The following is a 26076-nucleotide window of genomic DNA, read 5'->3' on the forward strand; positions in this document are numbered from 1 at the left end:
ACCCCAGCGAGGCCGGATCGCCGGCCGCGGCCAACTCGCCGCGGACCTTCTCCTCATGCTCCTCGGCGGCGCGCACCGCGGCGGCGCTGTCGGTGGCCGCGGCGCGGGCCGTGGCGCTCGCCTCGGCGGCCGCGGCGCTGGCGGGAGGGGTCCGGACCCCGCCGAGGGCGCTCAACTCGCCGTCCAGGGTGTCGCGGGCCTCGGCGGCCACGCCTTCGGCGTCGCGGGCGGCGCGCAGGCGCGGCACCGCGGCCTCGACCGCCGCGGTCAGCTCCCGCATCTCGTCACGCCGGGCCTGCGCGGCGTCCACTGCCGCGTCGTCCGCGTCCGCGAGGCCGGACAGCACCTGGTCGACGGTTGCCAACTTCGCCTCGGCCTTGGTGGCGCGTTCCGAGGCGCGGGCCTGGACGTCCTCGTAGACGTGCAGGCCGAGCAGGTTGACCAGGATCTGCTGGCGGGTAGCGGGCTTGGCGTGCAGGAAGTCCGCGAACTGGCCCTGCGGCAGCACCACGCAACTGGTGAACTGCTCGTACGGCAGGCCGACCGCCTCGACCACCGCGCGGTCCATCTCCGCCGGGGTGCCCGCCAGCACCTCGCCGAGGTCGTCCAGACTCATCCCGGTGTCGAGCCGCGTGGGGTCGAACCCGGGCGGCATGAGCTGCAGGCCCGCGCCCGCGGTCCGGGCGTTGCCCCGGGCGTCGCGGCGCACCACCCGGGTGGCGACATATCGGGCGCCGGCGGACTCGAAGACCAGCCGCACCCGGGCCTCGGTGGCCGACGGGGCGAGGGCGTTGCCGATCCCCCGGCTACCGCCCCACCGGGGGACCGCGCCGTACAGGGCGAAGCAGATCCCGTCGAGCACGGTGGACTTGCCCGAGCCGGTGGGGCCGACCAGCGCGAAGTAGTCCGCGTCGGTGAAGTCGACCGTGGTCTCGTCGCGGAACACCGTGAACCCGGCCAGATCCAGCCGCAGAGGTCTCATGCGCTCTGACTCACCTCGTCGTAAAGCTCGTCGAACAGCTCGCGCACGCCGTCCTCGGCGCCGCCGCGGCTGTCCAGGTAGTCGCCGAACAGCTCCCGCGGCGAACGGCCGGCGCGCTCGGCCATCCGCTGCCCCGCCTGATCGGGCATCATCTCGGGGTCGATGCGCACCTCCAGAGCGTCGGGCAGCAACTCCTGCACGTCCTCACGCAGCCCCACCCGGGGCGTCTCCCGGACGTAGACACGCAGCCAGGCGTCCGGATGGTTCATCGTGGCGAGCTGTTCCAGCGTGCCGCGGACCGTACGCAACGGGCGGCCTGCGGTCACCGGCACGTGCCGGACCCGGGCGGCGCGGTCGGCGGCCACGTCGACCACGGCCACCGAGCTGACGTTCTCCTCCTCGCCGAAGTCGATCGCGAGCGGACTGCCGCAGTAGTGCACCGGGCAGGGGCCGGTCACCTGCTGCGCCCGGTGCAGGTGGCCCAGCGCCACGTAGTGCGCGTTGGCCGGGAAGACCGTGGCGGGCACCGCATACCCCATGACGCAGTGCGCCTCCCGCTCGCCGCCGCCCGCGGCGGCCCCGACGATCGTGAGGTGGGCGGTCAGCAGGTTGATCACGCCGGGCTGGTCGAAGCCCTGGCTGAGGCGGGCGATCAGCCGGGCGACGTGGTCGGCGTACGTCTGGGTGGCCTCGGCCGCGGTCAGCTCATACATCTCGGCGGCGCGGATCGCGTACCGCTGGGAGAGGAACGGCAGCGTGACGAGCTGCCACGGCTCGCCCGCCGCGGTCCGGCCGGTGACCACCAGCTCGGCCGGGTCGTCGCGGACCGTGCCGCGCACGAGGATGTCGGCCGCCTCGGCCCACGGCCGCAGCGCGTCCAGCGCCGCGCCGTTGTCGTGGTTGCCGGCGATCACCACGACCTGCGCCCCGGTACGCCGCAGCGCGCTCAGCGCCCGGATCACCACCTGGGTGGATTTCGGCGCGGGGGCCGCCGTGTCGTACAGATCCCCCGCGACGATCACGAGGTCAGGCTGCTCCGCCCGAGCGATCTCCACCACCTGGGCGAGCACCTTGATGTGCTCATCGTGCCGGGACCGGCCCTTGAGGACCTTTCCGACGTGCCAGTCGGAAGTGTGCAGGATGCGCATCGCGAAACCTTAGAACGGGATCTCGTCGTCCGACGAGCCGTTGCGGCTCGCGACGACCGCGAACGGGTCGGCCGCCTGCACGATCGAGCGCAGCGTCCCGGACGGCGGCGGGCCGGCCTCCGAGGCGCGGGTGGCCCACGCCGGGAACGGGAACTCGACGCACAACGGCACCGGGATGTCGGGCTGGTTGACGAACATCGTGCCGGGCCGGGCCAGCAGGGCTCGCTGCCGCTGGGCGGGCGGGAGGAAGCCGTACTCGGGGCGGGACGCCTCGGCCGGGTCGAGGCGGCCGACCACCCGGATCGCGGAGTTCGTCACGATGCGGCGCTCCACCTCGCTGGCGGTCTGCTGGGCGCCGATCAGGATGACGCCGAGGGAACGGCCGCGCTCCGCGATGTCGAGCAGCACCTCCTTGATCGGGGAGGTGCCCTCCCGCGGGGCGTACTTGTTGAGCTCGTCGAGCACCACGAACAGCAGGGGTTTGGCGGTGCCCGCCTTCTCCTTGCGCTCGAACTCGGTCTTGAGCGTCACGCCGACCACGAAGCGCTGTGCCCGGTCCGGCAGGTTGTGCAGGTCGACGACCGTGACCTGGGCGCTGTCCGCGGTGGAGATCGCGTGCGGGCGGCGGGTCGCCAGGTCACCGCGGATGAGCCGGGCCAGGTCCTTCTTGCTGCCGATCAGGCGGCGGGCGAACGCGTTGACCGTACCCATGTTGATGGCACTGCCCGCCCAGATCGACCGGGTCTCGTCGTCGGTGAGCTGCTCGACGACGTGGTCGACGAGGTCGCCGTACGTGCCGAGGCGGACCCCGTCGATGCTCACCCCGCCCTCGGCGGGCACCGCGTGCCGGGCCAGGTGCGCGGCGACGGAGTGCACCACCATCGTGTACTGCTGTCGCTCGTCGTCCGCGTCGGCGAACACGTACGGCAGCAGGCGGTTGGCGCAGAACTCCTCCAGCGTCCAGTAGAAGCTGTCCACCCCGGTCAGGCGGCTCTGCACGTCGGCCGTGCCGGAGGAGTCCCCGGCCCGGGGCGGGGCGTAGACCCGGATGTCCGGGAACGCGGTGGCGGGCAGGCCGAGCTGCGCATACGCCTTGACGGTGGCCTCGTCCAGCTTCGTGTTGGGGTGGTCCAGGAAGAGCAGGTCCTCCCCTTTGACGTTGAAGATCAGTGCCTTGGCGTTGACCGCGTCGCCGCCCAGCGTGCCGGAACGGAACACGGAGTAGAGCAAAAACGTGGCGAAACTGGTCTTGGTGGCCACGCCGGAGATCCCGGAGATCGACACGTGCGCGCCGCGGGTGCCGTCGAGAAAGTCGGCGTTGAGGAACACCGGCACCCCGTCGCGGCCGGTGCCCATCGGCACCCGCCGCTCCATCCGGTCGAAGTGCAGCGCCGCGTCGCGCGCCTGCCCGGACGCGCGGTGCACGAGCGCGCCGGGCGCGGGCGGCACATACAGCTCGGGGTCGACCCGGGTGGTGGTGATCTCGGCCGCCTCCTGGGTGAGGGCGGGCAGGGTGCCCTCGGCGATGGCGAAGACGTCCGAGTCGAACTGGGCGCCCTCGTGCCGCGCCCGGACCTGGGTCACCACGCCCGCGATCGTCACCGGCTCGCGGTCGGGCAGCTCGCGGCGGGTCACCACGACGTCGTCGAGCTGCAGGTAGCTGCCGGGGGTCACGGCCGTCCAGAACTGCAGTGGGGTGGCGTCGGCCGTGCCGAGCACGCGGCCGACCGGCTCGCCGGCCGCGGCGGACGCGGGGGTTTCGTCTGACACGCGGATCATGTTGCACCACCGGTACGACAAGAGCGGAACGGCACGGCGGTTCCGGGCTCCACCGCGCAGCGCTGTACTGCCAGGTTGCGCGCGTCGCGTGGCAGAGTGGCCCGGGTGAGCATCGCCCGCCGCCTTCGGACGCCGGAAGGGTACCGGTTCGCCGGATCCGTCCGCCCCCTGTCCCTCGGCCATCACGATCCGTGCGGGCATTTCGTCGGCGCGGAGTTCTGGCTCGCGGCGCGGACCCCGGAGGGACCGGGCACGCTCCAGCTGAGTCCGGAGGGCGGCGAACTGCTCGCCACCGGGTACGGCGCGGGCGCGCAGTGGCTGGTCGACCACGCCGACTCGGTCGCCGGCCTGCGCGACGACGTGACCGGCTTCGCTCCGCTGGCGGCGGCGCACCCGCTGGTGGCCCGGCTGGCGGCGACGTTCCACGGGCTGCGGATTCCCGCCACCGGGCTGATCTTCCCGCGCCTGCTGCGGGCGGTCCTGGAGCAGAAGGTGACCGGGCGGGAGGCGCACCGGGCGTACCGGGCGATCTGCCGGCATTTCGGCGAGCCCGCGCCCGGGCCGGTGCCGTTGCTGCTGCCACCCGACCCGGCGGCGGTGGCGGCCACCCCGTACTGGACGTTTCACCCGTTCGGGGTGGAGCAGCGGCGTACGCAGGCGCTGCTCCGCGCGGCCGGGGCCGCGGCACGGCTGGAGCGATGCGCGGACAGCGCCGAGGCGACCCGGCGGATGACCGCGATCCCGGGCATCGGCCCGTGGACCGCCGCGGAGGTCGTCCGCGTCGCGTACGGCGATCCGGACGCGGTGAGCGTCGGCGACTTCCACATCCCGAACGCGGTGGCGTGGGCGCTGGCCGGGGAGGCACGCGGCACCGACGCCCGCATGCTGGAGCTGCTGGAGCCGTTCCGGGGCCACCGGGGCCGGGTGTGCGAGCTACTGGCCGCCGGCGGGATCGCGGCGCCGCGGTTCGGCCCGCGCATGCCGATCCGTTCGTTTGCCCGATTCTGATGCCACCGCCCGGCGCGCCGGGCGCGCGGTCGCTACCGTGTGCGACAGTGATCGATTCGCCGAGGGCGTGGAGCGGGCGTGGGTGACATAGGCGCGCAGATCGCGCTCGTGCTGGTACTGGTGCTGGTCAATGCGGTCTTCTCGGGCAGCGAGATGGCTCTGGTGTCGTTGCGCGACAGTCAGATCCAGCGGATGGAACGGGCGTCGCGTCGCGGCCGGGTGCTGGCCCGGCTGACCCGCGACCCGAACCGGTACCTGGCGACCATCCAGATCGGCATCACGCTGGCGGGCTTCCTGGCGTCCGCGGTCGCCGCGGTGTCGCTTGCCGAGCCGCTCATCGAGCCGCTGAGCTTCCTGGGCGCCGCGGCCCGGCCGACCGCGATCGTGCTCGTGACGGTCGTCCTGACGTTCGTGACCCTGGTGTTCGGGGAACTGGCCCCGAAGCGGGTCGCCATGCAGCGCGCGGAGGGCTGGGCGCTGCTGGTGGCCCGCCCGCTGGACGTGCTGTCCACGATCAGCCGCCCGGCGGTGTGGCTGCTCAGCATCGCCACCGACGTCAGCGTCCGGCTGGCCGGCGCGGACCCGAAGGCACAGCGGGAGGAGGTGACCACCGAGGAGATCCGTGACATGGTCGCCGCCCGGCAGGACTTCTCGGCGGAGCAGCGCACGATCATCAGTGGCGCCTTCGAGATCGCGGACCGGATCCTGCGCGAGATCCTGGTGCCCCGGCGCGACGTCCTCACGTTGCCGACGGGCACCGAGGCCCACGAGGCGCTGCGGATGCTCATGGACAGCGGCCACTCCCGCGCGCCGGTGGTGGGTCCGGCCGGGTTGGACGACGTCCTGGGCGTGGTGCACCTGCGCGATCTCATCGACGCGCACGGGCCGGTGGACGCGGTGGCCCGCCAGGGCCTGTTCCTGCCGGAGACGCTGCGGGTCTCGGACGCACTGCGCCAGGTGCGCGTCGAGCGCCAGCAGCTGGCCATGGTGGTGGACGAGCGCGGCGCGATCGACGGCATCATCACCATGGAGGACCTGGTCGAGGAGATCGTCGGCGAGATCTACGACGAGTCGGACCGGGATGTGCAGGCCGTGGTCCGCGAGGCGGACGGCGCGCTGCTGCTGCCCGGTTCGTTCCCGATCCATGACCTGCCGGACATCGGGTTCACCGGCTCCGCCCCGGACGAGGGCGACTACACCACGGTCGCGGGCATGGTGCTGGCCTCGCTGGGGCACATCCCGACGGAGCCCGGCGAGGTGGTGACGCTGCCACAGTTCACCGCGGAGGTGGTCGAGGTGACCGGCCGCGCCATCACGCGGTTGCGGTTGCGCCCGCTGCCCACGCCGGATGCGGACGAGGACGAGGACTGAGTCACCCGTACGAGGGGTGATCAATTGGGGCAGGCCGGACGTACTCACTAGGCTCGCTGTGACCGTGAGCGATCTCTGCGTGAGGTGACCCCCCGTGACGAACAGCAGCCCCGCGTACGAGTATCTGGACGGCACCGCCCCCGGTGAGCGGGAGCGACTCGCTGCGGTGCGCCGGTACCGGATCGTGGATCAGCCGACCGAGCCGGCGTACGCGCGGGTCGCCTTCGTCGCGGGCGCCGTCTTCGACACCCCGATCGCGACGGTGTCCCTGGTGGAGCAGGACCGGGTGTGGCTGGCCGCCTGCGTGGGGCTGTCCGGCGTTCGCGAGGTCGGCAAGGAGCCGGGCCTGTGCGCGTCGGTCATCCAGCAGGACGGCGTGTATGTGATCAACAATGCGGCGGTGGATCCGCGTACGCTCGCCCACCCGCTGGTCCGCGGCGATCTGGGGCTGCGTTTCTACGCGGCCGCGCCGATCCGTACGCATGACGGTCATCGGCTGGGGACGGTGAACGTCATCGACAGCCGCCCGCGCGAGGCCGATCCGCGGCAGTTGACGGCGCTGGAGCACCTGGCCGCGCTGGTCGCCGACGAGCTGGAGCTGCGGCTCATGGTGGTCCGCAGCGCCGCCGCCGAGCAGCGGATGCGCGACACCGTGCTGTGACCGACCACAGGACATGAATTCCTAGTCACGCAACCAGGCGTGCGCCAGCAGCGCATTTATCCATTACCGTCAATTCGGCTGGCGTGTCGCCCGCGACGGGTTGGCCGGGATGATCACCAACGTGCGCGCAGGTGCGCGATAGGCCGCCAGATCCGTCCATTGCGCTCACCAATCTCTCCTGCCGCAGATGCGACGGCATCCATGTGGGACATTTACGTCCTTTTCGTCCTCCTGCACCGTCCATTCGGGCGTCGTTCCTCGCGGTCCCGCAACCCGCCGGCCGCACGTGACCCGGCCTTCAAGCAGGGGAAGTCCGCCATTCACGAGCGTGACGCAGAACGGTCGTTCAAACTATCCACCTCGCATGTTGCTACCTAGCAGGTTTTCGTGGACCATGGAGTGCAAAGCGGTCAGTCGGTGACGAAACCCCAACCCACGTCCCGCTCCGCTTCATCCCCAAGGAGGGCGCCATGGTCACCACCAACCAGCGCCACATGATTCGGACCCAGGTCCGGCTCGTCGACCCCGCGGGCAGCTCGCGGGTCGCGGCGACCCGGGACGTGTCCCCGGCCCGTCGGCGTCGGCGGCACGCGCAGTCCCGGACCCGGCCGGTTCGCCGGATCGTCCGTGTGGCGATCGCATCGCGTGCGGCAGCGCCGCGGTGGCTCACTTACCTGCAGGTCGTCCTCGGCGTGGGCGCTTCCTTGGTGACCATCGCCCGGACCCTGATCGAGCTGTTCCACCGCAGCTGACCACGGTCGTCCACGTCGGAGCAGGTCATCGAGGACAGCTCCGGCGCAGGGCCCGCGCAGTACGAACTGGACTGCGCGAAAAAATACATCAACGTCGGATAGCCGACAGAAAACTTTGCCGGCGTCCGTACCTCGAACCCGGTTTTATGGGCTTTCATGCCCCTAAATCCCCTAGCCGCGGGCGATCTCCGCACCCACACTGAGTGCGTCCGGCACCGCTCCGCCTCTCCTTGGGGGTTCGCATGACGAACGACCCGAGTTCCGCCGTGAGTGTCGCGTCCATCGTGACGGCCGCAACCGTCATCGCCATCGGATACCGCCTCGGCCGCACTCACGCCGCCTGGCGCGACGTTCGCTCCGCCAAGCGGGACGTCCCCGCCAAGCGCCAAGTCGCCTGGGGACACACCCGCGGGCTGCTCCTGGCGGCCGGGGTGATCGTCGCCGTCCTGCTCGCCAGCGCCTACGACGCCGTGCACTGACGCGGGCCCGTGCGCCGTGGCGCAACCGCGAGCACGACAGGGGCGGGACCCGGTCAGCCGAGCTGCTGCCACCAGCCGTCCACCGCCGGCGGGTCGTCCACGTCGACCCGCTCGCCGGGACGCGGCACGGCCAGCCGGACATCGCGCGCCTTGGCCTCGGCCCAGGTCCGGTCGACGGGCTCCGACCAGTCGTGCAGAGCCAGATTGAACGTCGCCCAGTGCACCGGGATCATCAGCCCGCCGCGCACGTCCACATGGGTCGCCACCCCGTCCTCGGGGACCATGTGGATGTCGGGCCAGGCGTCGCCGTACGCGCCGACCTGCACCAGCGTCACGTCGAACGGTCCGTGCTGCTCGCCGATCGCGGCGAACCCGGGGAAGTATCCCGTGTCGCCGCTGTAGAAGGCCTTGCGCGTCGGGCCCGCGATCACCCACGAGGCCCACAGGGTCTCGTCGCGGGAGAAGCCGCGCCCGGAGAAGTGCCGGGCCGGGGTGGCGATGAACTCGACACCGGCGACGGTGGCCCGTTCGTCCCAGTCGAGCTCGATGATCCGGGTGGCGGGGACACCCCACCGCTCCAGGTGCGCACCGACGCCCAGCGGCACCAGGAACGGCGCGGCCTGCAGGTCGACCAGGTTGCGGATCGTCACCATGTCCAGGTGGTCGTAGTGGTCGTGCGAGATCAGCACCGCGTCGATCGGGGGCAGGTCGCGCAGCGGGATCGGCGGCTCGTGCAGCCGTTTCGGGCCGAGCAGCCGCGACGGCGAACACCGGTCGCTCCAGACCGGGTCGAGCAGCACCCGGCGTCCCTCGATCTCGATGAGCGCGGAGGAGTGGCCGTACCAGGTGACGAACAGGCCGTCGGCGGTGCCGCCGGGGGCCGGGCGCACCACCGGCACCGGGGCCGCCGGGCGGCGCCGGTCGCGGTCAGTCAGGGCCGCGGTGGCGACCCGGGACATCGACGCGGCGGCGATCTCGGTGGCCGGCACCGTGTTGCGGAACTTCCCGCCGGCGAACTGGGGGGAACGCGCGACCCGGTCGCGGCGCGCTCCGCTGGCCCGCGCCCCCATCTGGGCGGGAACGTCCCGGGCAGCCCACACCGCCGCGGCGCCCAAGGCCAGGGCCACCCACATTCCGGTACGCCCTCGGCGCCCGCCTGCCTGCTTCGCCATCCGTACGGTCCCCCTTCTCCGGCCCGGTGCACCGGCCGACGCGTCGGCCACCCCCCGGACCCGAACAAGTTTGACGGTCCGCGGGCACTGTGCGCCACCGCCGTACTGGGATCTCCGTCACCGCAGGTGGTTGCGGCCGCGACGCTGCGGCGTCGGCGTACCCTCGCGGCCATGGACGATCCACGCACCCGGCGCCTCTTCGGCGAAAGTCTCGTCGCCCCGGGTGACCTGGCGGCGAGCCCTTTCCGGGTGGACCGTGACCGGATCGTCAGTTCCCCGTTCTTCGCCCGCCTCGCCGGGGTCACCCAGGTGATCAGCCCGGGCGGGGCAGGGCTGCTGGTGCACAACCGGCTCACCCACAGCCTCAAGGTCGCCCAGGTCGGCCGCGCGGTCGCCGAGCGCCTCGCCGCGGACCCCCGCTACGCCGACCTGCTGGAGAAGCTGGGCGGCTGCGACCCGGACGTGGTCGAGGCGGCGGCGCTGGCGCACGACCTGGGCCATCCGCCGTTCGGCCACCTGGGCGAACGGGTGCTGGACCAGCTCGCCCGGCAGCGGCTGCGGCTGCGCGACGGGTTCGAGGGCAACGCGCAGTCGTACCGGATCGTGACCAGCACCGAGATCCGCGGCCAGGCCACCATCGGGCTGAACCTCACGGCCGCGGTGCGCGCCGCGATCCTGAAGTACCCGTGGACCCGGCGTTCCCATCCGGAGCCGCACCCGCGCTTCATGGATCCGGCCCCGCGCGGGGCCGCGGCCCCGCCCGACGACCCGGAGGGCGGGTCGCTGAAGTTCGGGGCGTACTCGACCGAGATCACGGACGTGGTGCAGGCGCGGCTGCCGTTCGTGGGGCGGGTGGCCGACTGGCAGCAGACCGCGGAGGCGTCCGTGATGGACACCGCGGACGACATCGCGTACGCCATCCATGACCTGGAGGATGTGCACCGGGTCGGGGTCCTGCAGCAGGGTGCGGTGGCGGCGGAGCTGATGGCCTGGCAACGCGCACCGCGGTGGGCGCTGGACGACGACGCGCCCGACGAGCGCCGCCCCGGCAGCGCGATCGAGTCGCTGCGGCGCCAGCTGCACCGCAAGGACGGCTGGATGGCGGACGACGACGCGTTCGCGGCGGCGGTCGAGCACGTCCGGGCGGAGCTGGTGGACGGGCTGCTGGCGGCGCCGTTCGACGGGTCGCTGGAGGCGGAGGCACAGGTGGCCGCGTTCTCCGCGACGTGGACCCGGCGCCTGGTCGAGTCGATCGAGGTGGCAGCCCAGCCCGCGGTGCGCTCCGGGCACGTCGCGCTGGCCCCCGCCCAGTGGCACGAGGTGCAGATCCTCAAGTTCGTGCAGAACCGGTTCGTGCTGGCCCGCCCGGATCTGGCGCTGCACCAGCGCGGCCAGGCCCGGCTGCTGGCGTCGCTGGTCGAGGCGCTGCTCGCCTGGCTCACCGACCCGGACGAGGCGCAACGGCTGCCCCGCCGGATCCGCGATCTGGTCGAGCTGGCCGAGGCGGAGCTGCCGGAGGGCGTACCGGACCGGATCGACCGGGCCCGAGGTCGGGCGGTGATCGACTTCGTGGCGGCGCTCACGGATGGGCAGGCGGTGGGGCTGATGGAGGCCCTGTCCGGCCGTACCCGGCAGCTCTGGACCGACGCGTTCGTTCTCTGAAATCTCGGCGGGCCCGCGTTCGCCGTGGGTGAACGCTGTTCTGCAACGGCTGCAACGGTGTAATCATGTAATCAATCACCGTTCAGGAGGTCGAGATGCGCTTCCGACCCGCCCCGCCCGGGGCCCGTACCGAGCCGCCGCCCGCCGACGACGCCGCCGGCTGGATCACCGGCGCGATTCCCGACGGGTGGTTCACCGAGCCACCCGAGGTCGTCATCGACCGTGACGAGATCATCGTGTGGGGCCGGCTGCCCGTACCCGAACTGGCCGCCGACGCCACCGACGCCGACCGGGCCGCCGCCCAGACCGGCCGCGTCCATCAGTTCCGCGCGGACACCCGCGAGGCCCGCATCCGCGTCGCCGAGCAGGTCGAGCACCGCTACCAGCGCAAGGTGGCCTGGGGTGCCCGGTGCGGCGACACCGAGCACCTGTTCACCCACCTGGCCGCGCCGGTGATGACCCGTCTGCGCCAGCCCGAACGGCAGGTGCTGGACACGCTCGTGGACGCGGGCGTCGCCCGGTCCCGCTCCGAGGCGCTGGCCTGGTGCGTCCGGCTGACCGGCGAGCACACCACGGAATGGCTCGCGGGGCTGCGCGACGCGATGACCCGCGTGGACGAACTGCGCCGCCAGGGTCCGGCGGTCGGATAATTCCGTGGCCCGCGGGGCCCGGATCCCTAGAGTGACGGTGTGCTGCGCCACGTGAATGCCGTCCGATACGTGACCCCGCTACGCGAAGGCGGGTCCCTGCCCGGCATCGTGGAGGCCGACGACCTCGGCACGTACGTGCTGAAGTTCCGCGGCGCCGGGCAGGGCCCCAAAGCGCTGGTCGCCGAGGTGATCGCCGGGGAGCTGGCCCGCCGGCTGGACCTGCCCGTGCCCGAGCTCGTCGTCGCCGGCCTCGACCCGGTGGTCGCCCGCGCCGAGCCCGACGAGGAGGTGCAGGAACTGCTCAAGGCCAGCGCCGGCGACAACCTCGGGATGGACTACCTGCCCGGCGCGCTCGGCTACGACCCGATGGCGCACCCGGTCGACGCACAGCTCGCGTCGCGGGTGCTGTGCTTCGACGCGTTCGTGGAGAATGTGGACCGCAGCTGGCGCAACCCGAACCTGCTGCAGTGGCACGGCCGGCTGTGGCTCATCGACCACGGCGCGACCCTCTACTTCCACCACAACTGGGCGCGAGCCGCGACCGTGGTGCACCGGGCCTACCCGTGGGAGGACCATGTGCTGCGCCCGTACGCGAACGCGCTGGACGCGGCCGGTGCCGAGCTGGCCGAACGCCTGACCCCCGCGGTGTTCGCGGACGTGCTGGCACTGGTGCCCGACGAGTGGCTGGCGGAGTTCGACTTCGCCGAACCGGCCGACGCGCGCGCCGCGTACCTGGAACACCTGAGCGCCCGGGCCGCCGAGCCGGCCGCCTGGCTGCCCGCGGGAACGGCTCGGTGAAGGTTCCGTACGAGTACGCGATCATCCGCGCGGTCCCCCGGGTCGAGCGCGGTGAGCTGATCAACGTCGGGGTGCTCCTCTACTGTCAGCGGCGCGACTTCCTGGCCGCGCGTACGCATCTGCACGACGCGCGGCTGCTCGCGCTCGATCCGGCCGCCGACGCCGCCGGGGTCCGGGCCGCGCTGCAGGGGTGGGAGGCGACGTGCGCGGGCGGCGGGGCGGCGGCGGCGATGTCGCCGGGCGAGCGGTTCCGCTGGCTGGTCGCGCCGCGCAGCACGATCCTGCAGGCCGGACCGGTGCACATGGGCCTGGCGGAGGACCCCGCCGGGGAACTGGACCGCCTGCTCGACCTGCTCGTGCGGTAGCCGCCGGTTCAGTTGCTGGCGAGCACGTCGGCGAGCTGGAACCGGACCGGGCGTTCGAGCTGGGCGTACGTGCAGGAGTGCGGCTCCCGGTCTGGCCGCCAGCGCTCGAACTGGGCGGTGTGGCGGAACCGTACGCCTTCCATGTAGTCGTATCGGACCTCGACCACCCGTTCCGGGCGCAGCGGGACGAAGGAGAGGTCCTTGCCGGCATTCCAGCGGCTCTGCTCGTTGCGTCGGGGGGTGCGCTCGCCCTGTTCGTGGACGGCCCAGTTCCACGGGTGACCGTCGAACGTCGTGACGAGGTGCTGCAGCTCGACGAACAGCTCGTGGCGTACGGCCATCGGGAAGGCGCCGATGACGCCGACGGAGGCCAGCGTGCCGTCGTCGTCGTACAGCCCGAGCAGCAGCGATCCGATCCGGTCGTCGCCTGATTTGTGCAGCCGGTAGCCGGCCACGACGCAGTCGGCGGTGCGCTTGTGCTTGATCTTGCTCATGACCCGCTTGTCGGGCTGGTACGTCAGTTCCGGGTCCTTGGCGATGAGCCCGTCGAGCCCGGCGCCCTCGAACTCGGCGAACCACCGCTGGGCCGTCTGCTCGTCTCGGGTGATCGGGGTGGTGTGGATCGGCGCCTGTGCGCCCGCCAGGGCCCGGTCGAGCATCTCCCGGCGTTCGATGAAGGGCCGCTCGGTCAGATCCTCGTCGCCGAGCGCCAGCAGGTCGAACGCGACAAAGCTGGCCGGGGTCTGCTCGGCCAGCAGCTTCACCCGGCTCGTGGCGGGGTGGATGCGCTGCTGCAGGGCCTCGAAATCGAGGGTGTTGCGGGCGGCGTCCACCACGATGATCTCGCCGTCGATGACGGCGCGCTGCGGGAAGTTGGCCAGGACCGCTTCGACGACCTCGGGGAAGTACCGGGTCATCGGCTTCGTGTTGCGGCTGCCGATCTCCACCTCGTCGCCGTCACGGAAGATGATGGCTCGGAAGCCGTCCCATTTCGGTTCGTAGCACTGGTGAGCCGGGATGTCACCGATGGGCTTGGCGAGCATCGGCAGGACGGGAGGCATGACGGGTAGGTCCATGAGGGCATCGTCCCTCGTCAGCCCCCACGGACCGAGGACGATCTTGCAGACTCGCCAGAATTGTTCCTTCTCAGCAGCCAGGCGGGCCGGGACCGTCGCGACCCGGCGCCTTCCTGGTTCTGGAACAGTGCCATGACCAGAGCGACCAGCCCGGCGGCAATGAAGGTGGCGTTGATCGCGGGCCGGGAGCGGGCCCAGTCGGTTCCGTCGCCGGTCCACGACGGCGGATACGGCACCGCCACGATCCCCGACTCCCGATGCGCGTCCTCGGCGAGGGCCTGGCTCCGCGCTTCCTCTGGGGATCTGGGCCCCAGGTGCTTGAGTCGTTCCGCCTCGAACTCCTCGGAACTCGTGGCCGTCGGCGCCCCGAAGGTTGTCGCACTGGCCCTGCGGCTGTCGTCGCCTCCCTGCAGGAAAGCGGGGTCGGAGTCGGCGCGACGCCGAAGGGCCAATGCCTTGATGGTCTCGCTGTCGAGTGGGCGCCAGGTCTCTTCCCAACGACGTTCTTCAGCGACGGGGTCGCTCCGCGCCTGGATTGGCTCGAACACGCTCAAGCACTGATAGCCCGTCACTGCCAGCGCGAAGACGGCGAGGAGTCCAGCGCCGGCCAACCGCAGGGGGCCACGCGAGGCCAGGGCGACGTTCGCCGCCAGCCACAGCGCGGCGGAGACGAGTCCCACCGGCAGGAGAACGAGAAAGCGCAGCCTGAGATCGGGTGGAATCTGGTAGTCGAACACCCGCGGGTGCAGTGCGGTGTCGACGAATCCCGCGATATTGAGCAACCCCAGCAGCGCCCCGGGGATGTGCCACCACCGGAGCAGCCGCTCGGCACGGCCCAGGACTGAGGCGGCCAGCGCCGCGACGCCTGCGACCAGGAGGACCGCCTCGACGGCGTGGGGGCCATGGGACTTGGTGCCGAACGGGATCGAATAGCGATTTCCGCCCGCGACATCCGTCGACCAGCCGTAACCGCCGGTGCGGTGATCCGACAGGGCGGCTGCCACGGTCAGCATGGTCAGCCCCGCGAGGGCGGAGCGGCGGGTCCACGGGCGCTTGAGCGCCTGACTCGGGCTCGACAGGGCCATGGCGAGCAGCGCGGCCACCGCGATCGTCCCGCAGTAGGGCACCAGCTTGTCATCGAGAAAGATCGTCGCCACCTGCAACCCGGCGGCCACCAGGAATACAAGCCGCAGCCATCTCATCCCGTGCACCTGACGATGGTGCCCCTCCGTGCCGTGGCGCCCCATCGGTCGGCCGGGCCGGGGTTCTCGGATCGCCGAGGCGGTTAACCGGAAAAAGGATGATTCGACCAAACTCGGAGCCACGGCTGATGCTGCGGTCCGGCGACCAACGTGCGGACGTTCTCACCAGCGGCTCAGGGCGCCGGTTCTGGCGCGGAGCGCGTAGCCTTCTGCGCGGACGACCGCCGCGATCGAAAGGCCACCGGAGTGCCCCGCCGTTTTCGCCTGGTGACAGGACTGCTCAGCGCCGCCACGATCGCGGTGACCGCCGGGTGCACCGTGCCCGTGTTCGCCCCCAACGACTCCGGCTCCGCGGTCGGCCCGGGCTCCGCCGCGGCGGGCAGCACGGCGAGCTGGCGGCCGTGCGACGACGTGCCGCGCAAGCTCGTGGGGCGCGGGGCGGAAGGTATGACGTACGAATGTGCCTCGGTGGCGGTGCCGCGGGACTGGGCCGCGCCCGCGGGCGGCCCGACCTACGACGTCGCGATGATCCGGATCCGGTCCCGCAGCCAGCACCAGCGGATCGGTTCGCTGCTGGTCAACCCCGGCGGGCCCGGGGGGTCGGGAGTCGACACCGCGGTGTACCTGTCGTTCGGCGAGAAGCTGGGCGGTCTGCCGTCCGCGGTGACGGACCGCTTCGACATCGTGGGCTTCGACCCGCGCGGGGTGAGTCGGTCGGCGCCGGTGAAGTGCATCAGCAACGCCGACCAGGACGCCTCGTTCGGCGCGGACCCCGACCCGGTGAGCCAGGCCGAGTTCGACGAGGTCGTGGCGCTCAACAAGCGGATCACGCAGCAGTGCGGCACGAAGCTCGGCGACCAGTTGCCGCTGTTCTCCACCAAGCAGGCGGCCCGCGACATGGACGCGATCCGCGCCGCGGTGGGTGACGAGAAGCTCAGTTACCTCGGCTTCTCGTACGGCACGCTGCTCGGCGCGACGTACGCGCAGCTGTACCCGCAACATGTCCGGGCGCTGGTGCTGGACGGGGCGATCGACCCGGAGCAGGACTTCGTGGCCGGCTCGGAGTCGCAGGCCAAGGGGTTCGAGCGGGCGTTCACCAACTTCGCGAACTGGTGCAAGGCGACCCGGGACAAGTGCCCGATCGGCCCGGACGCGCGGGGCGCGGTGACCGACGCGATCGCCAAGGCGGAGCGTTCCCCGGTCAAGGACGCCAAGGGCCGGGAGGCCACCGCAGGCTGGATCTTCGTGGCGGTGATCTCGTCGCTGTACACCGAGGAGGGCTGGCAGCGGCTCGCCGAGGCGGTCGACAACCTGCAGGCCGGCGACGCGAAGGGCATCTTCGAGCTGGCCGACCAGTACGCCGACCGCAAGCCGGACGGCAGTTACTCCAACCTGTTCGACGCGAACCTCGCGGTGAACTGCGCCGACGCGGCGCAGGTGCCGCCGGTGGAGAAGATCCGCGAGCTGCAGTCGCAGTGGCGGCAGAAGTACCCGCTGTTCGGTGCGCCGCTGGCGATCGGGATGCTGCCGTGCGCGTTCTGGCCGGGCAAGCGCGACCCGTACCCGGCGGGGGCAGCGAAGGGTGCCCCGCCGATCGTGGTGGTCGGCACGACCGGCGACCCGGCGACGCCGTACGAGAACACCGCGGCGCTGGCCTCGATGCTGGGCACGGGACACGTGCTGACCTGGGAGGGCGAGGGGCACACCGCGTACCCGAGCACGAAGTGCATCGTCGGCGCGGTGGACTCCTACCTCATCGATCTGACCGTGCCCCGGGAGGGTCTGCGCTGTCCGGCGAAGTGAGCCCGTCCGGCACCTGGATGCCCTCGCGGGCGGCCAGTTCCTCCAGCAGTACACGCACCCGGCGCAGGTTGGACTTGAGTTCCTCCTGCTCCTCGTGGCGGAACGCGTCCGTGTCCACGATCAGCCGGCTGGCGAAGTGGGCCGTGATGAGCGGGATGACCACCAGCACCATGACCGAGATGAGCAGGACCGCGATCGCCCGGCCCGGCAGCGTCGCCGGGGAGATGTCGCCGTAGCCGACGGTCGTGGCCGTGACGATCGCCCACCACAGCGCGTCGTCGACGGTCCGGGGCTCGACCTGGCTGTAGGCGAGGCCGCAGACGAGGATGAGCAGCAGGTACGCCAGGATGAGTTGGCCCGGCGAGTTCGCGAGCCAGACCAGCCCTCGGTAGGCCGCCCGCAATGGCAGGAGCAGCAGTCGCATGGCGACATGGTGCCGGACCCGGGTCGGCCGGACCTCAGCCCGTCGGGCGTGTCAGGATGGCCGCGTGGCTCAGGTGATCTTCCGCAGTGCGACCCGCGCCGACGTCCCGGCGATCCTGGCGTTGCTGGACGACGACCAGATCAGCCGGTCCCGGCAGGAGGTCGTGGCGGAGGGCACCGACGCGGCATGCTGGGCGGCGTTCGAGGCGATCGACGCCGACCCGCGCAACGAGCTGATCGTCGCGGACGACGGCGGGACGGTGGTCGGCACGTGCCAGTTGACGTTCATCCCGTCGCTGAGCCGCCGCGGCGCCGAGCGCATGACGATCGAGGCGGTCCGCGTCCGTACGGAACTGCGCGGTCGCGGCATCGGCCAGGCGATGATGCGGTGGGCCCTGGACCGGGCGCGCGAGCGCGGCTGCGGCCTGGCCCAGCTCACCACGGACAAGCGGCGTACGGACGCGCACCGGTTCTACGCCGCGCTGGGTTTCACCGCCTCGCACGAGGGCATGAAGCTCGCGCTGTAGCGCCTGCTACTCCCAGTTGGCGGCGTTCTTGCGGCTCGGCTGGACGCGGGGCGGCTCCCCCGGCATCTTCGGGTGGTCCGGCGGGTACGGCATGTCGCCCTGCCCGGCCCGCTCGTCGCGTTGCACCCACTCCAGCAGCGGGGTGAGGTCGTGCGCGACCTCGTCGATGCCCGCGTGCGGGTCGCCGACCTCGGCGAACCGTTGCGGCACGGTACGCAGGTCGAAGTCGTCCGGCTCCACCTCGGTCAGTTCCGCCCAGGTGACCGGTGTGGACACCGTGGCGCGGGCGTTGGCCCGCAACGAGTACGCGCAGGCGATCGTGCGGTCGCGGGCCATCTGGTTGAAGTCGATGAAGACCCGGGTGCCGCGCTCCTCCTTCCACCACGCGGTGGTGATGTGCTGCGGTGCCCGCCGCTCGACCTCGCGGGCCAGCGCGATCGCCGCCCGGCGAACCTCCACGAAGGACCATTGCGGGGCGATGCGCACATAGACGTGCACCCCGCGCCCGCCGGAGGTCTTCGGGTAGCCGGTCCAGCCCAGGTCCGCGAGCACCGCGCGGACCTCCCCGGCCGTACGGACCACGTCGCCGAAGTCGGTGCCCGGCTGCGGGTCGAGGTCGATGCGCAGCTCGTCGGGGTGCTCCACGGCGGCGGACCGGACCGGCCACGGGTGGAACACGATCGTGCCCATCTGCGCGGCCCAGGCCACGTGGGCGAGGTCGGCCGGGCACAGCTCGTCGGCGGTACGCCCGCTCGGGAAGGAGATTTTCGCGGTCTGCACCCAGGGCGGCACGCCACGGGTGGGGATGCGCTTCTGGAAGAACATCTCCCCGTCGATGCCGTCCGGGAAGCGCTGCAGCGTGGTGGGGCGTTCGCGCAGGGCACGCATGATGCCGTCGCCCACCGCCAGGTAGTACTCGAAGACGTCCCGCTTGGTGTAGCCGCGCTGCGGGAAGCACACCTTGTCCGGGCTGGTCAGCCGCACCTGCTGACCGGCGACCTCGATCTCGGTCGCCGGCGCCTTCGCTTTCGGGGCCATGAGGCGACCTTATGCCCCACGATCCCTCGGCCCGGGACCGAAACGGCGACGGCCGCCCCGCAGTGGCGGGGCGGCCGTCGCCGTGAAGCGGCTCGTCAGGCGCTGCGTCGACGGCGGGTGAGCCAGAGCGCGGCCCCGCCTCCGACGAGGAGCATGCCGCCGATTCCCGCGGTCACACCCATGGGCGCGCCGGTCACCGGGAGGTGTCCGGCGCTCACCCCGGCGCCGGGAGACGGCGCGTGGGTGGGGCTGACCCCGCCGGGCGGGGTGGTCTCGGACGGCGAGGGCGACGCGCTGGTGGGGCTCGGGCTGCCGTAGCCGCCGTTGCCGCGACCGCCGCCGCTCGCGCTCGGGCTGGCGCTCGCGCCGTACCCGTAGGAGCAGTCCGTGCGCGGATCGTCGACGCACGGCGCCGCCGAGGTGGCGGGCGCCCGGACCGCGACGTCCGGGGCTGCGGTGGCGGGCGCTGCGAAGGCGAAGGCGGCGAGGACGGTCACGCCGGCCGCGGGAATTCCGGCGGCCAACCGGCGGGTCACACTCATGAGGAGTATCCGTTCTGTGGCTGGATGGTCCATTTCTTGGCTCCGGGGGGAGTTTAGCCAGACGTGGCGAATTTTGTGTAATTCGCCCCGGAAAGTCGTCAGCACGGGACCCCACCGAACCGGTGACTCCGCCACAGGTGGGACAACGCGCCCACCTTCAGTTCGAACTGGGGGTCCGCAGCGAACATCCCCCCGCTGTACGGCGCGCGGAGCTGCACACTCGCGCCCGTGTCGAGGTAGACCGAGACGACCGTGCGGCCGCCGCGACGCTCCGCGCGCAGGTCCACGACCGTGTTCCACGGTTCCACCGCATGTGTGAACGGCGCGACCGTCCGGATCCCGGCGGCGTCCACCACCACCGACTGCCGGCGTCCCAGCAGCAGCCCGATCGGGCCGGCGAACATCGGCGGGCCCGCCGCGAGCAGCAGCCACACCCAGTCCGGCGGCGCCGGGACGACCGCCCAGTGCACGGCGACGACGGCGGCGATCAGCGCGCCCCCGACACCGACGACGGAGATCAGCCCGCCGACGTACAGGCCGTGGCCCAGCGCCTGCTGCCAGGTGGGACGGAATCGGGCCGGCGCACCGGCGAACGCAGCGTCCATGGCCCATCCAACGACGCGCTGACCAGCGAAGCCGCACCGCCGGTGCGTCACGCGCGCATCGACGTACGGTGGGGGGCATGGCAACCGACGAGACCACCCTGCCCACCACCGAGGACGAGTGGCGGGTCCGCCTGAGCCCGGCCGAGTTCCGGGTGTTGCGTGAGGCCGGCACCGAACCGGCGTTCTCCGGCGAGTACGTCGACACCAAGACGGCGGGCATGTACCGCTGCCGGGCGTGCGGGGCCGAGCTCTACCCGAGCGACACCAAGTTCGAGTCCCACTGCGGCTGGCCGTCGTTCGACGACGCCATCCCGGGCGCGATCAAGGAGATCGACGACCGCAGCCACGGCATGGTCCGTACCGAGATCCGGTGCGCCCGGTGCGACTCACATCTCGGTCACGTGTTCCGGGGGGAGGGTTTCACCCCGAAGAACACCCGGCATTGTGTCAACAGCCTGTCGATCCGTCTCGACCCGAAGGACGAGAACGGCTAGGGCGACGCCGGTGACCACTGTGGTCACCGACGTCGCCCTGAGGGAGTGCCCGGTCCCCCGCATCGGGGGACCGGAGCGGCCGAGCTACTTGACGGACGCGGCCAGGAGCCGGGCGTCCAGCCACGAGGACGGCACGGTCAGCGGAGCCTGATCCGGCACTGCCGCCGGGAAGCCGGATCCGAGCGCCGCCGTCGTGGCGCGGCCACCCACGACGACCTTGCGGCCCGAGGCCTTGACCGTGTACGAGATGGACTTGTGGGTCCACGGGTTCGTGGCGGACAGCCGGACGCCGTGGCTGACGTTCTTCACCTTGATCATCTTCATGCCCATGATCTTGTTGTCCGCCTTCACCTCCGCGCGAACGATCTTGCGCAGCGACGCCACCTTCACGATGTGACCGTCGGCCTTGCGCAGCACCCGCGACGCGCCCTCCTGGCCGACGCCCTTCACGACCTGCGACATGTGCAGGTAGCGGATGCCCCGCTCCAGCACGGTCATGCTGATCGTCGTGCTCGCCGCCGGCACGGTCACCACCTGCGGGCCGTACGAGTAGGTGAGCGTCTCGGTCATGAAGCTGTCGGCGACGGCGATGGTCGCGAGACTCCCGTCGGTGCCGACGTGGATCGTGTACGCCTCGTCGTCCGCGGTGTGGTACGCGTAGTCCGTGGTGCCGTCGTCGTGCACGGTCTTCGTGCCCGCGTAGGAGACGTCCTCGGTGAGCACCACCGACGGCGCCGGGCCATCCGCGTTCACCAGCGTGTCGACGTTCAGCGAGGGCTCCGTGGCGAACGCGTACTTGACCTCGGGACGGCCCATCATCCGCACCGCCGCCCGCATGTCCGGGTCGGCCAGGTTCTGGTAGAGGCCCCGGCCGCCCACGGCGTAGCTCTCGAAGAGCCTGTTCGCCACGCGGATACGGCTGGAGATCGCCTTGTGCAGCGGGTCGTAGACGTACGCGCCGGAGACGGTGATCGCGTCACCCAGGGTCACGGTCGCGGCCAGGTTCACGTTCCAGCCGCTCGCGCCGGCCGTGGTCGAGGTGGTCGCGACGGTCTTCAGCTCAGCCACCATCTGGGTGGCGCTGAGGCTGGTCGTGGTGTCGGCGGCGTACGCGGCCACCGGCATGGCGAACGCGCCGGCGGCCATCGACAGGGCGGTCGCCGCGAGAGCGGACCGGGACGGACGGAACATCTACACTCCGGGGGGTCTGAGCAGGGGGTTTGTCGAGCAGACGGCGAAACTATCCACGCCGGGCGCCGGACGCGTCCGCTCCGCAGCCACTGTCGGCCACCGTGGCCGCGAATACCGTCCTCGATCCGGCATTTCGGACTAACCGACCCGTCGGGGTCCCGGCATCCGACCGGTGGATGGCTGGCGGTCACGCCCGCAACTCGGGCACCGGAGGACTTCTGCAGTCACGGGCGGTCGCCCGGTCAGGCCACGGCACGACCGACCGGCGGCGGCACGGCAACCGGCGGCGGGGGCGGTGGCATTGCTCACAACGCCGCTTCCGGCGCCGGTTCGTGCCGGGCGATCACACCCCGGCCGGTGTCAGCCCGACCAGGATTCGCTCATCTCGCGCTCCGGCGGTTGCCCCAGCACCGGCGGCGGACCCAGCACCGGCGGCGGCTGCCCGAGCAGCGGATTCTGCATCCCGCCCGCGCCGAAGCCCTCACCGAGCTGCCTCCAGCGCTCCGCCAGGAGCACGTCGGCCAGGATGCCTCGCACCGCCTCCTGCGCAGCGCGCAGCTCCGCGTACGCCGTCTCGTATCGCTCGACCAGCTTGTGCAACTCCGCACCCTGGTAGTCGCTCATACGGTCAGGCTAGCGAAAGGCGAGGACGTTTCGGGTTGATCTGACCGAAACCGTCCCCTCACGTCCCATCTCGATCAGTCCTTCAGCTTGCCCGCGATCGTGACGATCCGCTGGGCCATGTGGTCCAGCGCGGCATAGTCCGTCTCCGTCAGCGGGGCGTCGTTCGCGCCACCGGTCACGTGCGAGACGCCGTACGGGTTGCCGTCGGCGAACTTGAGCGGGTCCGTGTAGCCCGGGGCCACCACGATGCCGCCGAAGTGGTAGATCGTGTGGTACAGCGCGAGCAGCGTCGACTCCTGGCCGCCGTGCGCCGTCATCGACGCGGCGAACCCCGCGTACGCCTTGTTGGCCAGCAGACCCTGCGCCCACTGCGGACCCAGCGTGTCCAGGTACTGCTTGAGCTGGCTCGCCACGTTGCCGTAGCGCGTGGGGCTGCCGAGCAGCACCGCGTCGGCCCAGACGATGTCGTCCGCGGTCGCCCGCGGCTCGTCCTTCGTCTCGTCGAAGTGCCGGCTCCACGCCGGGTTGGAGGCGATCGCCTCCGGCGGGGCCAGTTCCGCCACCTGGCGCAGCCGGACCTCGGCGCCCGCCTTCTCCCCCGCCTGGGCAAGCCGTTCCGCCATGCCGTGGATCGTGCCCGTGGCCGAGTAGTAGATGACCGCCAGCTTGACGTTCGCCATCGGAGCCTCCGTTGTTGATTGCCTCGTCAACAAATCAACGCTGGATTCCCCGGCGGGACCTGCGCAAACGTCAGAGTTTGAGTTCGCTGCCGTGCGGCCCGACCCAGTCCGCGTGGTCGTCGTCCAGCCACACGCCGTCGGTCGCCAGATACCGGAACCGGTAATGGCCGGGGTCGAGCTGCAGGCTGATGGTGCGAGTGCCGTCCCTACGGATCTTGAGCTCGTGCATGCCCGGCCGCCAGTCGTTGAACGTGCCGACCACGCTGACCGTGCCCGCGGGAACATCCGCCGGCAGGCAGAACGTGACCCGGGTCTTGTTCCCGAACAGCTTGCTCCGCTTGATCATGAGATCCTCCCACGCCGTTCCGCGCTCACCCATGCGTACAACGTGCACGGCGCCAATGGTGTGACGACGCGCCGCCTAGGATCGCGGAATGCACCCCGAGCCCCGGACTCAGTGGCACGCCGCCGCCTTCCGCGACCTCGACGCCGCCACCCTGTACGCGATCCTGCGGCTGCGCGCGGACGTGTTCGTGGTGGAACAGAAGTGCGCGTACGGCGACCTGGACGGCCGCGACACCGAGCCGCAGGCCCGCCACGTGTGGCTTGCGGACGGCGACGACATCCGCGCCTACCTGCGGATACTCGACGACGGCGAGGCGGCGCGGATCGGGCGGGTGGTGGTCGCGCCCGCGGCCCGCGGCACCGGCGTCGCCGGCGAGCTCATGACGCAGGCACTCACGGCCATCGGCGACCGTACGGTCGTCCTGGAAGCCCAGGCCCACCTGGTCGGTTTCTACGCCAAGTTCGGCTTCCAGCAGATCGGCCCGGAATACCTTGAGGACGGCATACCGCACATTCCGATGCGCCGGGAGCGGTGACGCGCGACGCGTGCTCCCCTACGGCAGGGCCGCGACGATCTCGGCCACGCTGCGCCGCCGTCCGGTGTAGAACGGCACCTCCTCGCGCACGTGCCGGCGGGCACCGGCGGCCCGCAGGTCGCGCATGAGATCCACGATGCGGTGCAGCTCGTCCGCCTCGAACGCCAGCATCCACTCGTAGTCGCCGAGCGCGAACGAGGCCACCGTGTTCGCCCGCACGTCCGGGTACCCGCGTGCCATCCGGCCGTGCTCGGCCAGCATCGCGCGGCGCTCCTCGTCCGGCAGCAGATACCACTCGTACGAGCGGACGAACGGGTAGACGCTGACGTACGCGCGGGCCTGCTCCCCCGCCAGGAACGCGGGCAGGTGACTCTTGTTGAACTCGGCCGGACGGTGCAACGCCATCTGCGACCACACCGGCTGCAGGTGGCGGCCCAGCGCGGTACGGCGCAGCAGGCCGTACGCCTCCTGCAGCGCGTCGGACGAGCCGGAGTGCCACCACACCATGATGTCCGCGTCGGCGCGCAGCCCCGCCACGTCGTACGTGCCGCGCACGGTCACGTCCTTGTCCGCCAGCTGCTCGAACAACCCCTCCACCTCGGAGGACAGGTCGGCGCGCAGGGCAGGCAGCGGGCTCGCGGCCCGGAACACCGACCACATCGTGTAGCGGATCGTGTCGTTCAGCTCGCGCACCCGCGCGGCGTTCGTCTGCTCGGTCATCGGTCCTCCAGCGATTTCCAGACGTCCTCGGCGGCGGTCTCGCCGCCGGCCACACAGGCCGGTATGCCCACGCCGTCGAACGCGGCGCCGGCGAGCGCCAGGCCCGGCGGCAGCGCGGCCCGCGCGGCCGCGACGCGGTCGAGATGCCCGGGAGCGTACTGCGGCAGCCCGCCACCCCAGCGCTGCAGCCACGTAGCGACCGGCGGCGGCAGCGCGGTGCCGAGCAGGCGGCCCAGCTCGGTGTGCGCGACCGCGATCAGGTCCGCGTCGTCGCGCTGCAGCCGGTCCTGTTCGCCCGCGCGGCCCAGGGAGGCCCGCACGATCACCGGACCGCCGTCGCGGCGCAGGTGGCCCCACTTGCGGGTGACGAACGTCGCGGCCTTCACCAGCGTGCCCTCGGTGGGCGGGACCAGGAACCCGGACAGCTCCGGCAGCACGGTGTCCGGCGGGAGCGCCAGCGCGACCAGGGCCACGCTCGCGTAGTCCAGCACCCCGACCGGGTCCGCCGCGGCCGGGACCGACGTCGCCAGCAGCCGGGCGGCGGGCCGCGCCGGGACCGCCAGCACGACCGCGTCCACCTCGTCGACCTGCGGCGCGGGCACCGGGCCCGACACCAGCCGCCAGCCGCGCCCGGCCCGGGACAGCTCGCGCACCGGCAGGCCCAGGCGGAACTCGGCACCGCTCGCGTCCGCCGCCGCGGCGACCAGACGGCTCAGGCCCCCCGCGACCGTGCTGAAGATCGGCCGTCCCGGCACCCGCACCGCGGCGGCCTGCGCGGCGCGGACCGCCCCGGACAGCGTGTGCTGCTTGCGGGCGGCGTCGGCCAGGGCCGGCATGGTGGTCGCGAGCGACAGTTCGTCGGCGCGGCCCGCGTACACCCCGCCGAGCATCGGGTCGACCAGGTGATCGGCGACCTCGTCGCCGTAGCGGGCGCGCACCAGCGCGCCGACCGCGACGTCCGCGCCGGGTCCGAGCAGCGGGCGGCCCTCGTCCGGGTCGGCGCCGACGGCCGGTCGGGCCGCCGCACCCAGCAGGCCCAGATCTCCGGGTACGCCCATCAGCGTGCCCGCGGGCACCGGCTCCAAGCGCCCGTGCAGCGCCAGCGCGGCCGGTATGCCGCCGGGGTGGACCAGTTCGGCGCCCAGGCCGACACGACGGGCCAGCCGCACCGCGGCGGACTCGGTGCCGTCGGGCGCCCCGGTCAGGAACGACTCGGCGCCGCGCTCCACCATCCCGCCGGCCAGCTCACCGGTACGCAGCTTGCCGCCGAGCGCGCCGGACCCCTCGTACACGATGATCTGGGTGTCCTGCGGCGCCCGATCGCGCAGCCGCACGGCCGCGGCAAGCCCCGCGATGCCGCCACCGATGACCGCAACCCGCTTCCGCACGGCGTCAACACTGTCAGGTCGCGCGGCCCCGCGCCCCGCGGGGTCGGCTGATGTG

General features: G+C 72.0%; 28 protein-coding genes and 1 pseudogene. 13 read left to right on the top strand and 16 right to left on the bottom strand.

The window, feature by feature from the left end:
- Positions 1 to 352: 352 nt before the first annotated feature.
- From ACMCNK_RS13650 to ACMCNK_RS13660, 3 genes and pseudogenes are all read right to left on the bottom strand, one after another.
- Positions 353 to 982 (bottom strand): annotated as a pseudogene (locus ACMCNK_RS13650) (AAA family ATPase); the annotation flags it as partial.
- A complete protein-coding gene (locus ACMCNK_RS13655) occupies positions 979 to 2130 on the bottom strand; it encodes an exonuclease SbcCD subunit D (RefSeq protein ID WP_412736786.1) in 1152 nt (383 codons plus the stop codon). The gene ACMCNK_RS13655 and the pseudogene ACMCNK_RS13650, both read right to left, overlap by 4 nt.
- Positions 2131 to 2139: 9 nt before the next feature.
- Entirely contained in the window at positions 2140 to 3909 is a 1770-nt protein-coding gene (locus tag ACMCNK_RS13660; protein WP_412736787.1) for an ATP-binding protein, read from the bottom strand.
- Positions 3910 to 4020: 111 nt separating this feature from the next.
- Here ACMCNK_RS13660 and ACMCNK_RS13665 point away from each other — a divergent pair, with 111 nt between their 5' ends.
- From ACMCNK_RS13665 to ACMCNK_RS13685, 5 genes are all read left to right on the top strand, one after another.
- Positions 4021 to 4917 carry a DNA-3-methyladenine glycosylase family protein gene (locus ACMCNK_RS13665; protein WP_412740839.1) on the top strand — a complete coding sequence of 299 codons (897 nt, stop codon included), beginning with the start codon at positions 4021 to 4023 and terminating at the stop codon, positions 4915 to 4917.
- 78 nt (positions 4918 to 4995) lie between these two features.
- Complete coding sequence (locus tag ACMCNK_RS13670) at positions 4996 to 6288, top strand: hemolysin family protein (RefSeq protein WP_412736788.1); 1293 nt, start codon at positions 4996 to 4998, stop codon at positions 6286 to 6288.
- Positions 6289 to 6382: 94 nt separating this feature from the next.
- Positions 6383 to 6949 (top strand): GAF domain-containing protein, encoded by a 567-nt coding sequence (locus ACMCNK_RS13675; protein WP_412736789.1) that lies wholly within the window; start codon positions 6383 to 6385, stop codon positions 6947 to 6949.
- Positions 6950 to 7419: 470 nt separating this feature from the next.
- Entirely contained in the window at positions 7420 to 7701 is a 282-nt protein-coding gene (locus ACMCNK_RS13680; RefSeq protein ID WP_412736790.1) for a hypothetical protein, read from the top strand.
- A 242-nt stretch (positions 7702 to 7943) separates the two neighbouring features.
- On the top strand, positions 7944 to 8180 hold the full coding sequence (locus ACMCNK_RS13685) for a hypothetical protein (protein ID WP_412736791.1): 237 nt from the start codon (positions 7944 to 7946) through the stop codon (positions 8178 to 8180).
- A 53-nt stretch (positions 8181 to 8233) separates the two neighbouring features.
- Here the strand turns inward: ACMCNK_RS13685 and ACMCNK_RS13690 are convergent, their stop codons facing one another.
- Positions 8234 to 9352 (bottom strand): MBL fold metallo-hydrolase, encoded by a 1119-nt coding sequence (locus tag ACMCNK_RS13690; protein ID WP_412736792.1) that lies wholly within the window; start codon positions 9350 to 9352, stop codon positions 8234 to 8236.
- A gap of 171 nt (positions 9353 to 9523) precedes the next feature.
- Here ACMCNK_RS13690 and ACMCNK_RS13695 point away from each other — a divergent pair, with 171 nt between their 5' ends.
- From ACMCNK_RS13695 to ACMCNK_RS13710, 4 genes are all read left to right on the top strand, one after another.
- Positions 9524 to 11014 carry a deoxyguanosinetriphosphate triphosphohydrolase family protein gene (locus ACMCNK_RS13695; protein ID WP_412736793.1) on the top strand — a complete coding sequence of 497 codons (1491 nt, stop codon included), beginning with the start codon at positions 9524 to 9526 and terminating at the stop codon, positions 11012 to 11014.
- 95 nt (positions 11015 to 11109) lie between these two features.
- Positions 11110 to 11664: a hypothetical protein gene (locus tag ACMCNK_RS13700; RefSeq protein WP_412736794.1), complete on the top strand. Its 555-nt coding sequence runs from the start codon at positions 11110 to 11112 to the stop codon at positions 11662 to 11664.
- Positions 11665 to 11703: 39 nt separating this feature from the next.
- Positions 11704 to 12462, top strand: a complete 759-nt coding sequence (locus ACMCNK_RS13705) for a HipA family kinase (RefSeq protein WP_412736795.1) — start codon at positions 11704 to 11706, stop codon at positions 12460 to 12462.
- On the top strand, positions 12459 to 12827 hold the full coding sequence (locus ACMCNK_RS13710) for a DUF3037 domain-containing protein (protein WP_412736796.1): 369 nt from the start codon (positions 12459 to 12461) through the stop codon (positions 12825 to 12827). The genes ACMCNK_RS13705 and ACMCNK_RS13710 overlap by 4 nt, the downstream gene beginning before the upstream one ends.
- A gap of 8 nt (positions 12828 to 12835) precedes the next feature.
- Here the strand turns inward: ACMCNK_RS13710 and ACMCNK_RS13715 are convergent, their stop codons facing one another.
- Together ACMCNK_RS13715 and ACMCNK_RS13720 are read right to left on the bottom strand one after the other, a co-directional pair.
- Positions 12836 to 13903: an ATP-dependent DNA ligase gene (locus ACMCNK_RS13715; RefSeq protein ID WP_412736797.1), complete on the bottom strand. Its 1068-nt coding sequence runs from the start codon at positions 13901 to 13903 to the stop codon at positions 12836 to 12838.
- Between the two features lie 17 nt (positions 13904 to 13920).
- Positions 13921 to 15105, bottom strand: a complete 1185-nt coding sequence (locus ACMCNK_RS13720; RefSeq protein ID WP_412736798.1) for a hypothetical protein — start codon at positions 15103 to 15105, stop codon at positions 13921 to 13923.
- A gap of 246 nt (positions 15106 to 15351) precedes the next feature.
- On the opposite strand from ACMCNK_RS13720, the gene ACMCNK_RS13725 reads away from it, so the two are divergent.
- Positions 15352 to 16908: an alpha/beta hydrolase gene (locus tag ACMCNK_RS13725; protein WP_412736799.1), complete on the top strand. Its 1557-nt coding sequence runs from the start codon at positions 15352 to 15354 to the stop codon at positions 16906 to 16908.
- Here the strand turns inward: ACMCNK_RS13725 and ACMCNK_RS13730 are convergent.
- On the bottom strand, positions 16859 to 17332 hold the full coding sequence (locus ACMCNK_RS13730) for a potassium channel family protein (RefSeq protein ID WP_412736800.1): 474 nt from the start codon (positions 17330 to 17332) through the stop codon (positions 16859 to 16861). The genes ACMCNK_RS13725 and ACMCNK_RS13730 overlap by 50 nt on opposite strands.
- 64 nt (positions 17333 to 17396) lie before the next feature.
- Between ACMCNK_RS13730 and ACMCNK_RS13735 the strand changes: the two genes are divergently transcribed.
- Positions 17397 to 17858, top strand: a complete 462-nt coding sequence (locus ACMCNK_RS13735) for a GNAT family N-acetyltransferase (protein WP_412736801.1) — start codon at positions 17397 to 17399, stop codon at positions 17856 to 17858.
- Between the two features lie 6 nt (positions 17859 to 17864).
- Here the strand turns inward: ACMCNK_RS13735 and ligD are convergent, their stop codons facing one another.
- From ligD to ACMCNK_RS13750, 3 genes are all read right to left on the bottom strand, one after another.
- A complete protein-coding gene (ligD, locus tag ACMCNK_RS13740) occupies positions 17865 to 18896 on the bottom strand; it encodes a non-homologous end-joining DNA ligase (RefSeq protein WP_412736802.1) in 1032 nt (343 codons plus the stop codon).
- Positions 18897 to 18991: 95 nt separating this feature from the next.
- The gene (locus ACMCNK_RS13745; protein ID WP_412736803.1) at positions 18992 to 19438 is read right to left on the bottom strand and encodes an LPXTG cell wall anchor domain-containing protein; all 447 of its coding nucleotides are present in this window, start codon (positions 19436 to 19438) and stop codon (positions 18992 to 18994) included.
- A 98-nt stretch (positions 19439 to 19536) separates the two neighbouring features.
- A complete protein-coding gene (locus ACMCNK_RS13750) occupies positions 19537 to 20043 on the bottom strand; it encodes a hypothetical protein (RefSeq protein ID WP_412736804.1) in 507 nt (168 codons plus the stop codon).
- A 77-nt stretch (positions 20044 to 20120) separates the two neighbouring features.
- On the opposite strand from ACMCNK_RS13750, the gene msrB reads away from it, so the two are divergent.
- The gene (gene msrB, locus ACMCNK_RS13755; RefSeq protein WP_412736805.1) at positions 20121 to 20537 is read left to right on the top strand and encodes a peptide-methionine (R)-S-oxide reductase MsrB; all 417 of its coding nucleotides are present in this window, start codon (positions 20121 to 20123) and stop codon (positions 20535 to 20537) included.
- An 84-nt stretch (positions 20538 to 20621) separates the two neighbouring features.
- On the opposite strand, the gene ACMCNK_RS13760 is transcribed toward msrB, so the two are convergent.
- The 4 genes from ACMCNK_RS13760 to ACMCNK_RS13775 form a co-directional block, all read right to left on the bottom strand.
- Positions 20622 to 21728: a hypothetical protein gene (locus tag ACMCNK_RS13760; protein ID WP_412736806.1), complete on the bottom strand. Its 1107-nt coding sequence runs from the start codon at positions 21726 to 21728 to the stop codon at positions 20622 to 20624.
- 360 nt (positions 21729 to 22088) lie between these two features.
- Positions 22089 to 22352, bottom strand: coding sequence for a hypothetical protein (locus ACMCNK_RS13765; protein WP_412736807.1), 264 nt, complete (start codon positions 22350 to 22352; stop codon positions 22089 to 22091).
- 74 nt (positions 22353 to 22426) lie between these two features.
- On the bottom strand, positions 22427 to 23032 hold the full coding sequence (wrbA, locus tag ACMCNK_RS13770; RefSeq protein ID WP_412736808.1) for an NAD(P)H:quinone oxidoreductase: 606 nt from the start codon (positions 23030 to 23032) through the stop codon (positions 22427 to 22429).
- Between the two features lie 70 nt (positions 23033 to 23102).
- Positions 23103 to 23378: an isoamylase early set domain-containing protein gene (locus ACMCNK_RS13775; protein WP_412740840.1), complete on the bottom strand. Its 276-nt coding sequence runs from the start codon at positions 23376 to 23378 to the stop codon at positions 23103 to 23105.
- Positions 23379 to 23466: 88 nt separating this feature from the next.
- Between ACMCNK_RS13775 and ACMCNK_RS13780 the strand changes: the two genes are divergently transcribed.
- Positions 23467 to 23913 (top strand): GNAT family N-acetyltransferase, encoded by a 447-nt coding sequence (locus ACMCNK_RS13780; protein ID WP_412736809.1) that lies wholly within the window; start codon positions 23467 to 23469, stop codon positions 23911 to 23913.
- Positions 23914 to 23931: 18 nt separating this feature from the next.
- Here the strand turns inward: ACMCNK_RS13780 and hemQ are convergent, their stop codons facing one another.
- Positions 23932 to 24633: a hydrogen peroxide-dependent heme synthase gene (hemQ, locus tag ACMCNK_RS13785; RefSeq protein ID WP_412736810.1), complete on the bottom strand. Its 702-nt coding sequence runs from the start codon at positions 24631 to 24633 to the stop codon at positions 23932 to 23934.
- Positions 24630 to 26021, bottom strand: a complete 1392-nt coding sequence (gene hemG / locus ACMCNK_RS13790) for a protoporphyrinogen oxidase (RefSeq protein ID WP_412736811.1) — start codon at positions 26019 to 26021, stop codon at positions 24630 to 24632. The genes hemQ and hemG overlap by 4 nt, the downstream gene beginning before the upstream one ends.
- Positions 26022 to 26076 lie beyond the last annotated feature (55 nt).

Origin of the sequence: Krasilnikovia sp. MM14-A1259, from assembly GCF_047159535.1 — a bacterium.
Lineage (GTDB): Bacteria > Actinomycetota > Actinomycetes > Mycobacteriales > Micromonosporaceae > Actinoplanes.

What these genes read in the sequence shown, in the direction of transcription:
- ACMCNK_RS13655 (WP_412736786.1), bottom strand. Translation starts at nt 2,130, where the DNA reads ATGCGCATCCTGCACACTTCCGACTGGCACGTCGGAAAGGTCCTCAAG.
- ACMCNK_RS13660 (WP_412736787.1), bottom strand. Translation starts at nt 3,909, where the DNA reads ATGATCCGCGTGTCAGACGAAACCCCCGCGTCCGCCGCGGCCGGCGAG.
- ACMCNK_RS13680 (WP_412736790.1), top strand. Translation starts at nt 7,420, where the DNA reads ATGGTCACCACCAACCAGCGCCACATGATTCGGACCCAGGTCCGGCTC.
- ACMCNK_RS13685 (WP_412736791.1), top strand. Translation starts at nt 7,944, where the DNA reads ATGACGAACGACCCGAGTTCCGCCGTGAGTGTCGCGTCCATCGTGACG.
- ACMCNK_RS13690 (WP_412736792.1), bottom strand. Translation starts at nt 9,352, where the DNA reads ATGGCGAAGCAGGCAGGCGGGCGCCGAGGGCGTACCGGAATGTGGGTG.
- ACMCNK_RS13695 (WP_412736793.1), top strand. Translation starts at nt 9,524, where the DNA reads ATGGACGATCCACGCACCCGGCGCCTCTTCGGCGAAAGTCTCGTCGCC.
- ACMCNK_RS13700 (WP_412736794.1), top strand. Translation starts at nt 11,110, where the DNA reads ATGCGCTTCCGACCCGCCCCGCCCGGGGCCCGTACCGAGCCGCCGCCC.
- ACMCNK_RS13715 (WP_412736797.1), bottom strand. Translation starts at nt 13,903, where the DNA reads ATGGACCTACCCGTCATGCCTCCCGTCCTGCCGATGCTCGCCAAGCCC.
- ACMCNK_RS13720 (WP_412736798.1), bottom strand. Translation starts at nt 15,105, where the DNA reads ATGAGATGGCTGCGGCTTGTATTCCTGGTGGCCGCCGGGTTGCAGGTG.
- ACMCNK_RS13730 (WP_412736800.1), bottom strand. Translation starts at nt 17,332, where the DNA reads ATGCGACTGCTGCTCCTGCCATTGCGGGCGGCCTACCGAGGGCTGGTC.
- ligD (WP_412736802.1), bottom strand. Translation starts at nt 18,896, where the DNA reads ATGGCCCCGAAAGCGAAGGCGCCGGCGACCGAGATCGAGGTCGCCGGT.
- ACMCNK_RS13745 (WP_412736803.1), bottom strand. Translation starts at nt 19,438, where the DNA reads ATGAGTGTGACCCGCCGGTTGGCCGCCGGAATTCCCGCGGCCGGCGTG.
- ACMCNK_RS13750 (WP_412736804.1), bottom strand. Translation starts at nt 20,043, where the DNA reads ATGGACGCTGCGTTCGCCGGTGCGCCGGCCCGATTCCGTCCCACCTGG.
- msrB (WP_412736805.1), top strand. Translation starts at nt 20,121, where the DNA reads ATGGCAACCGACGAGACCACCCTGCCCACCACCGAGGACGAGTGGCGG.
- ACMCNK_RS13760 (WP_412736806.1), bottom strand. Translation starts at nt 21,728, where the DNA reads ATGTTCCGTCCGTCCCGGTCCGCTCTCGCGGCGACCGCCCTGTCGATG.
- ACMCNK_RS13765 (WP_412736807.1), bottom strand. Translation starts at nt 22,352, where the DNA reads ATGAGCGACTACCAGGGTGCGGAGTTGCACAAGCTGGTCGAGCGATAC.
- wrbA (WP_412736808.1), bottom strand. Translation starts at nt 23,032, where the DNA reads ATGGCGAACGTCAAGCTGGCGGTCATCTACTACTCGGCCACGGGCACG.
- ACMCNK_RS13775 (WP_412740840.1), bottom strand. Translation starts at nt 23,378, where the DNA reads ATGATCAAGCGGAGCAAGCTGTTCGGGAACAAGACCCGGGTCACGTTC.
- ACMCNK_RS13780 (WP_412736809.1), top strand. Translation starts at nt 23,467, where the DNA reads ATGCACCCCGAGCCCCGGACTCAGTGGCACGCCGCCGCCTTCCGCGAC.
- hemQ (WP_412736810.1), bottom strand. Translation starts at nt 24,633, where the DNA reads ATGACCGAGCAGACGAACGCCGCGCGGGTGCGCGAGCTGAACGACACG.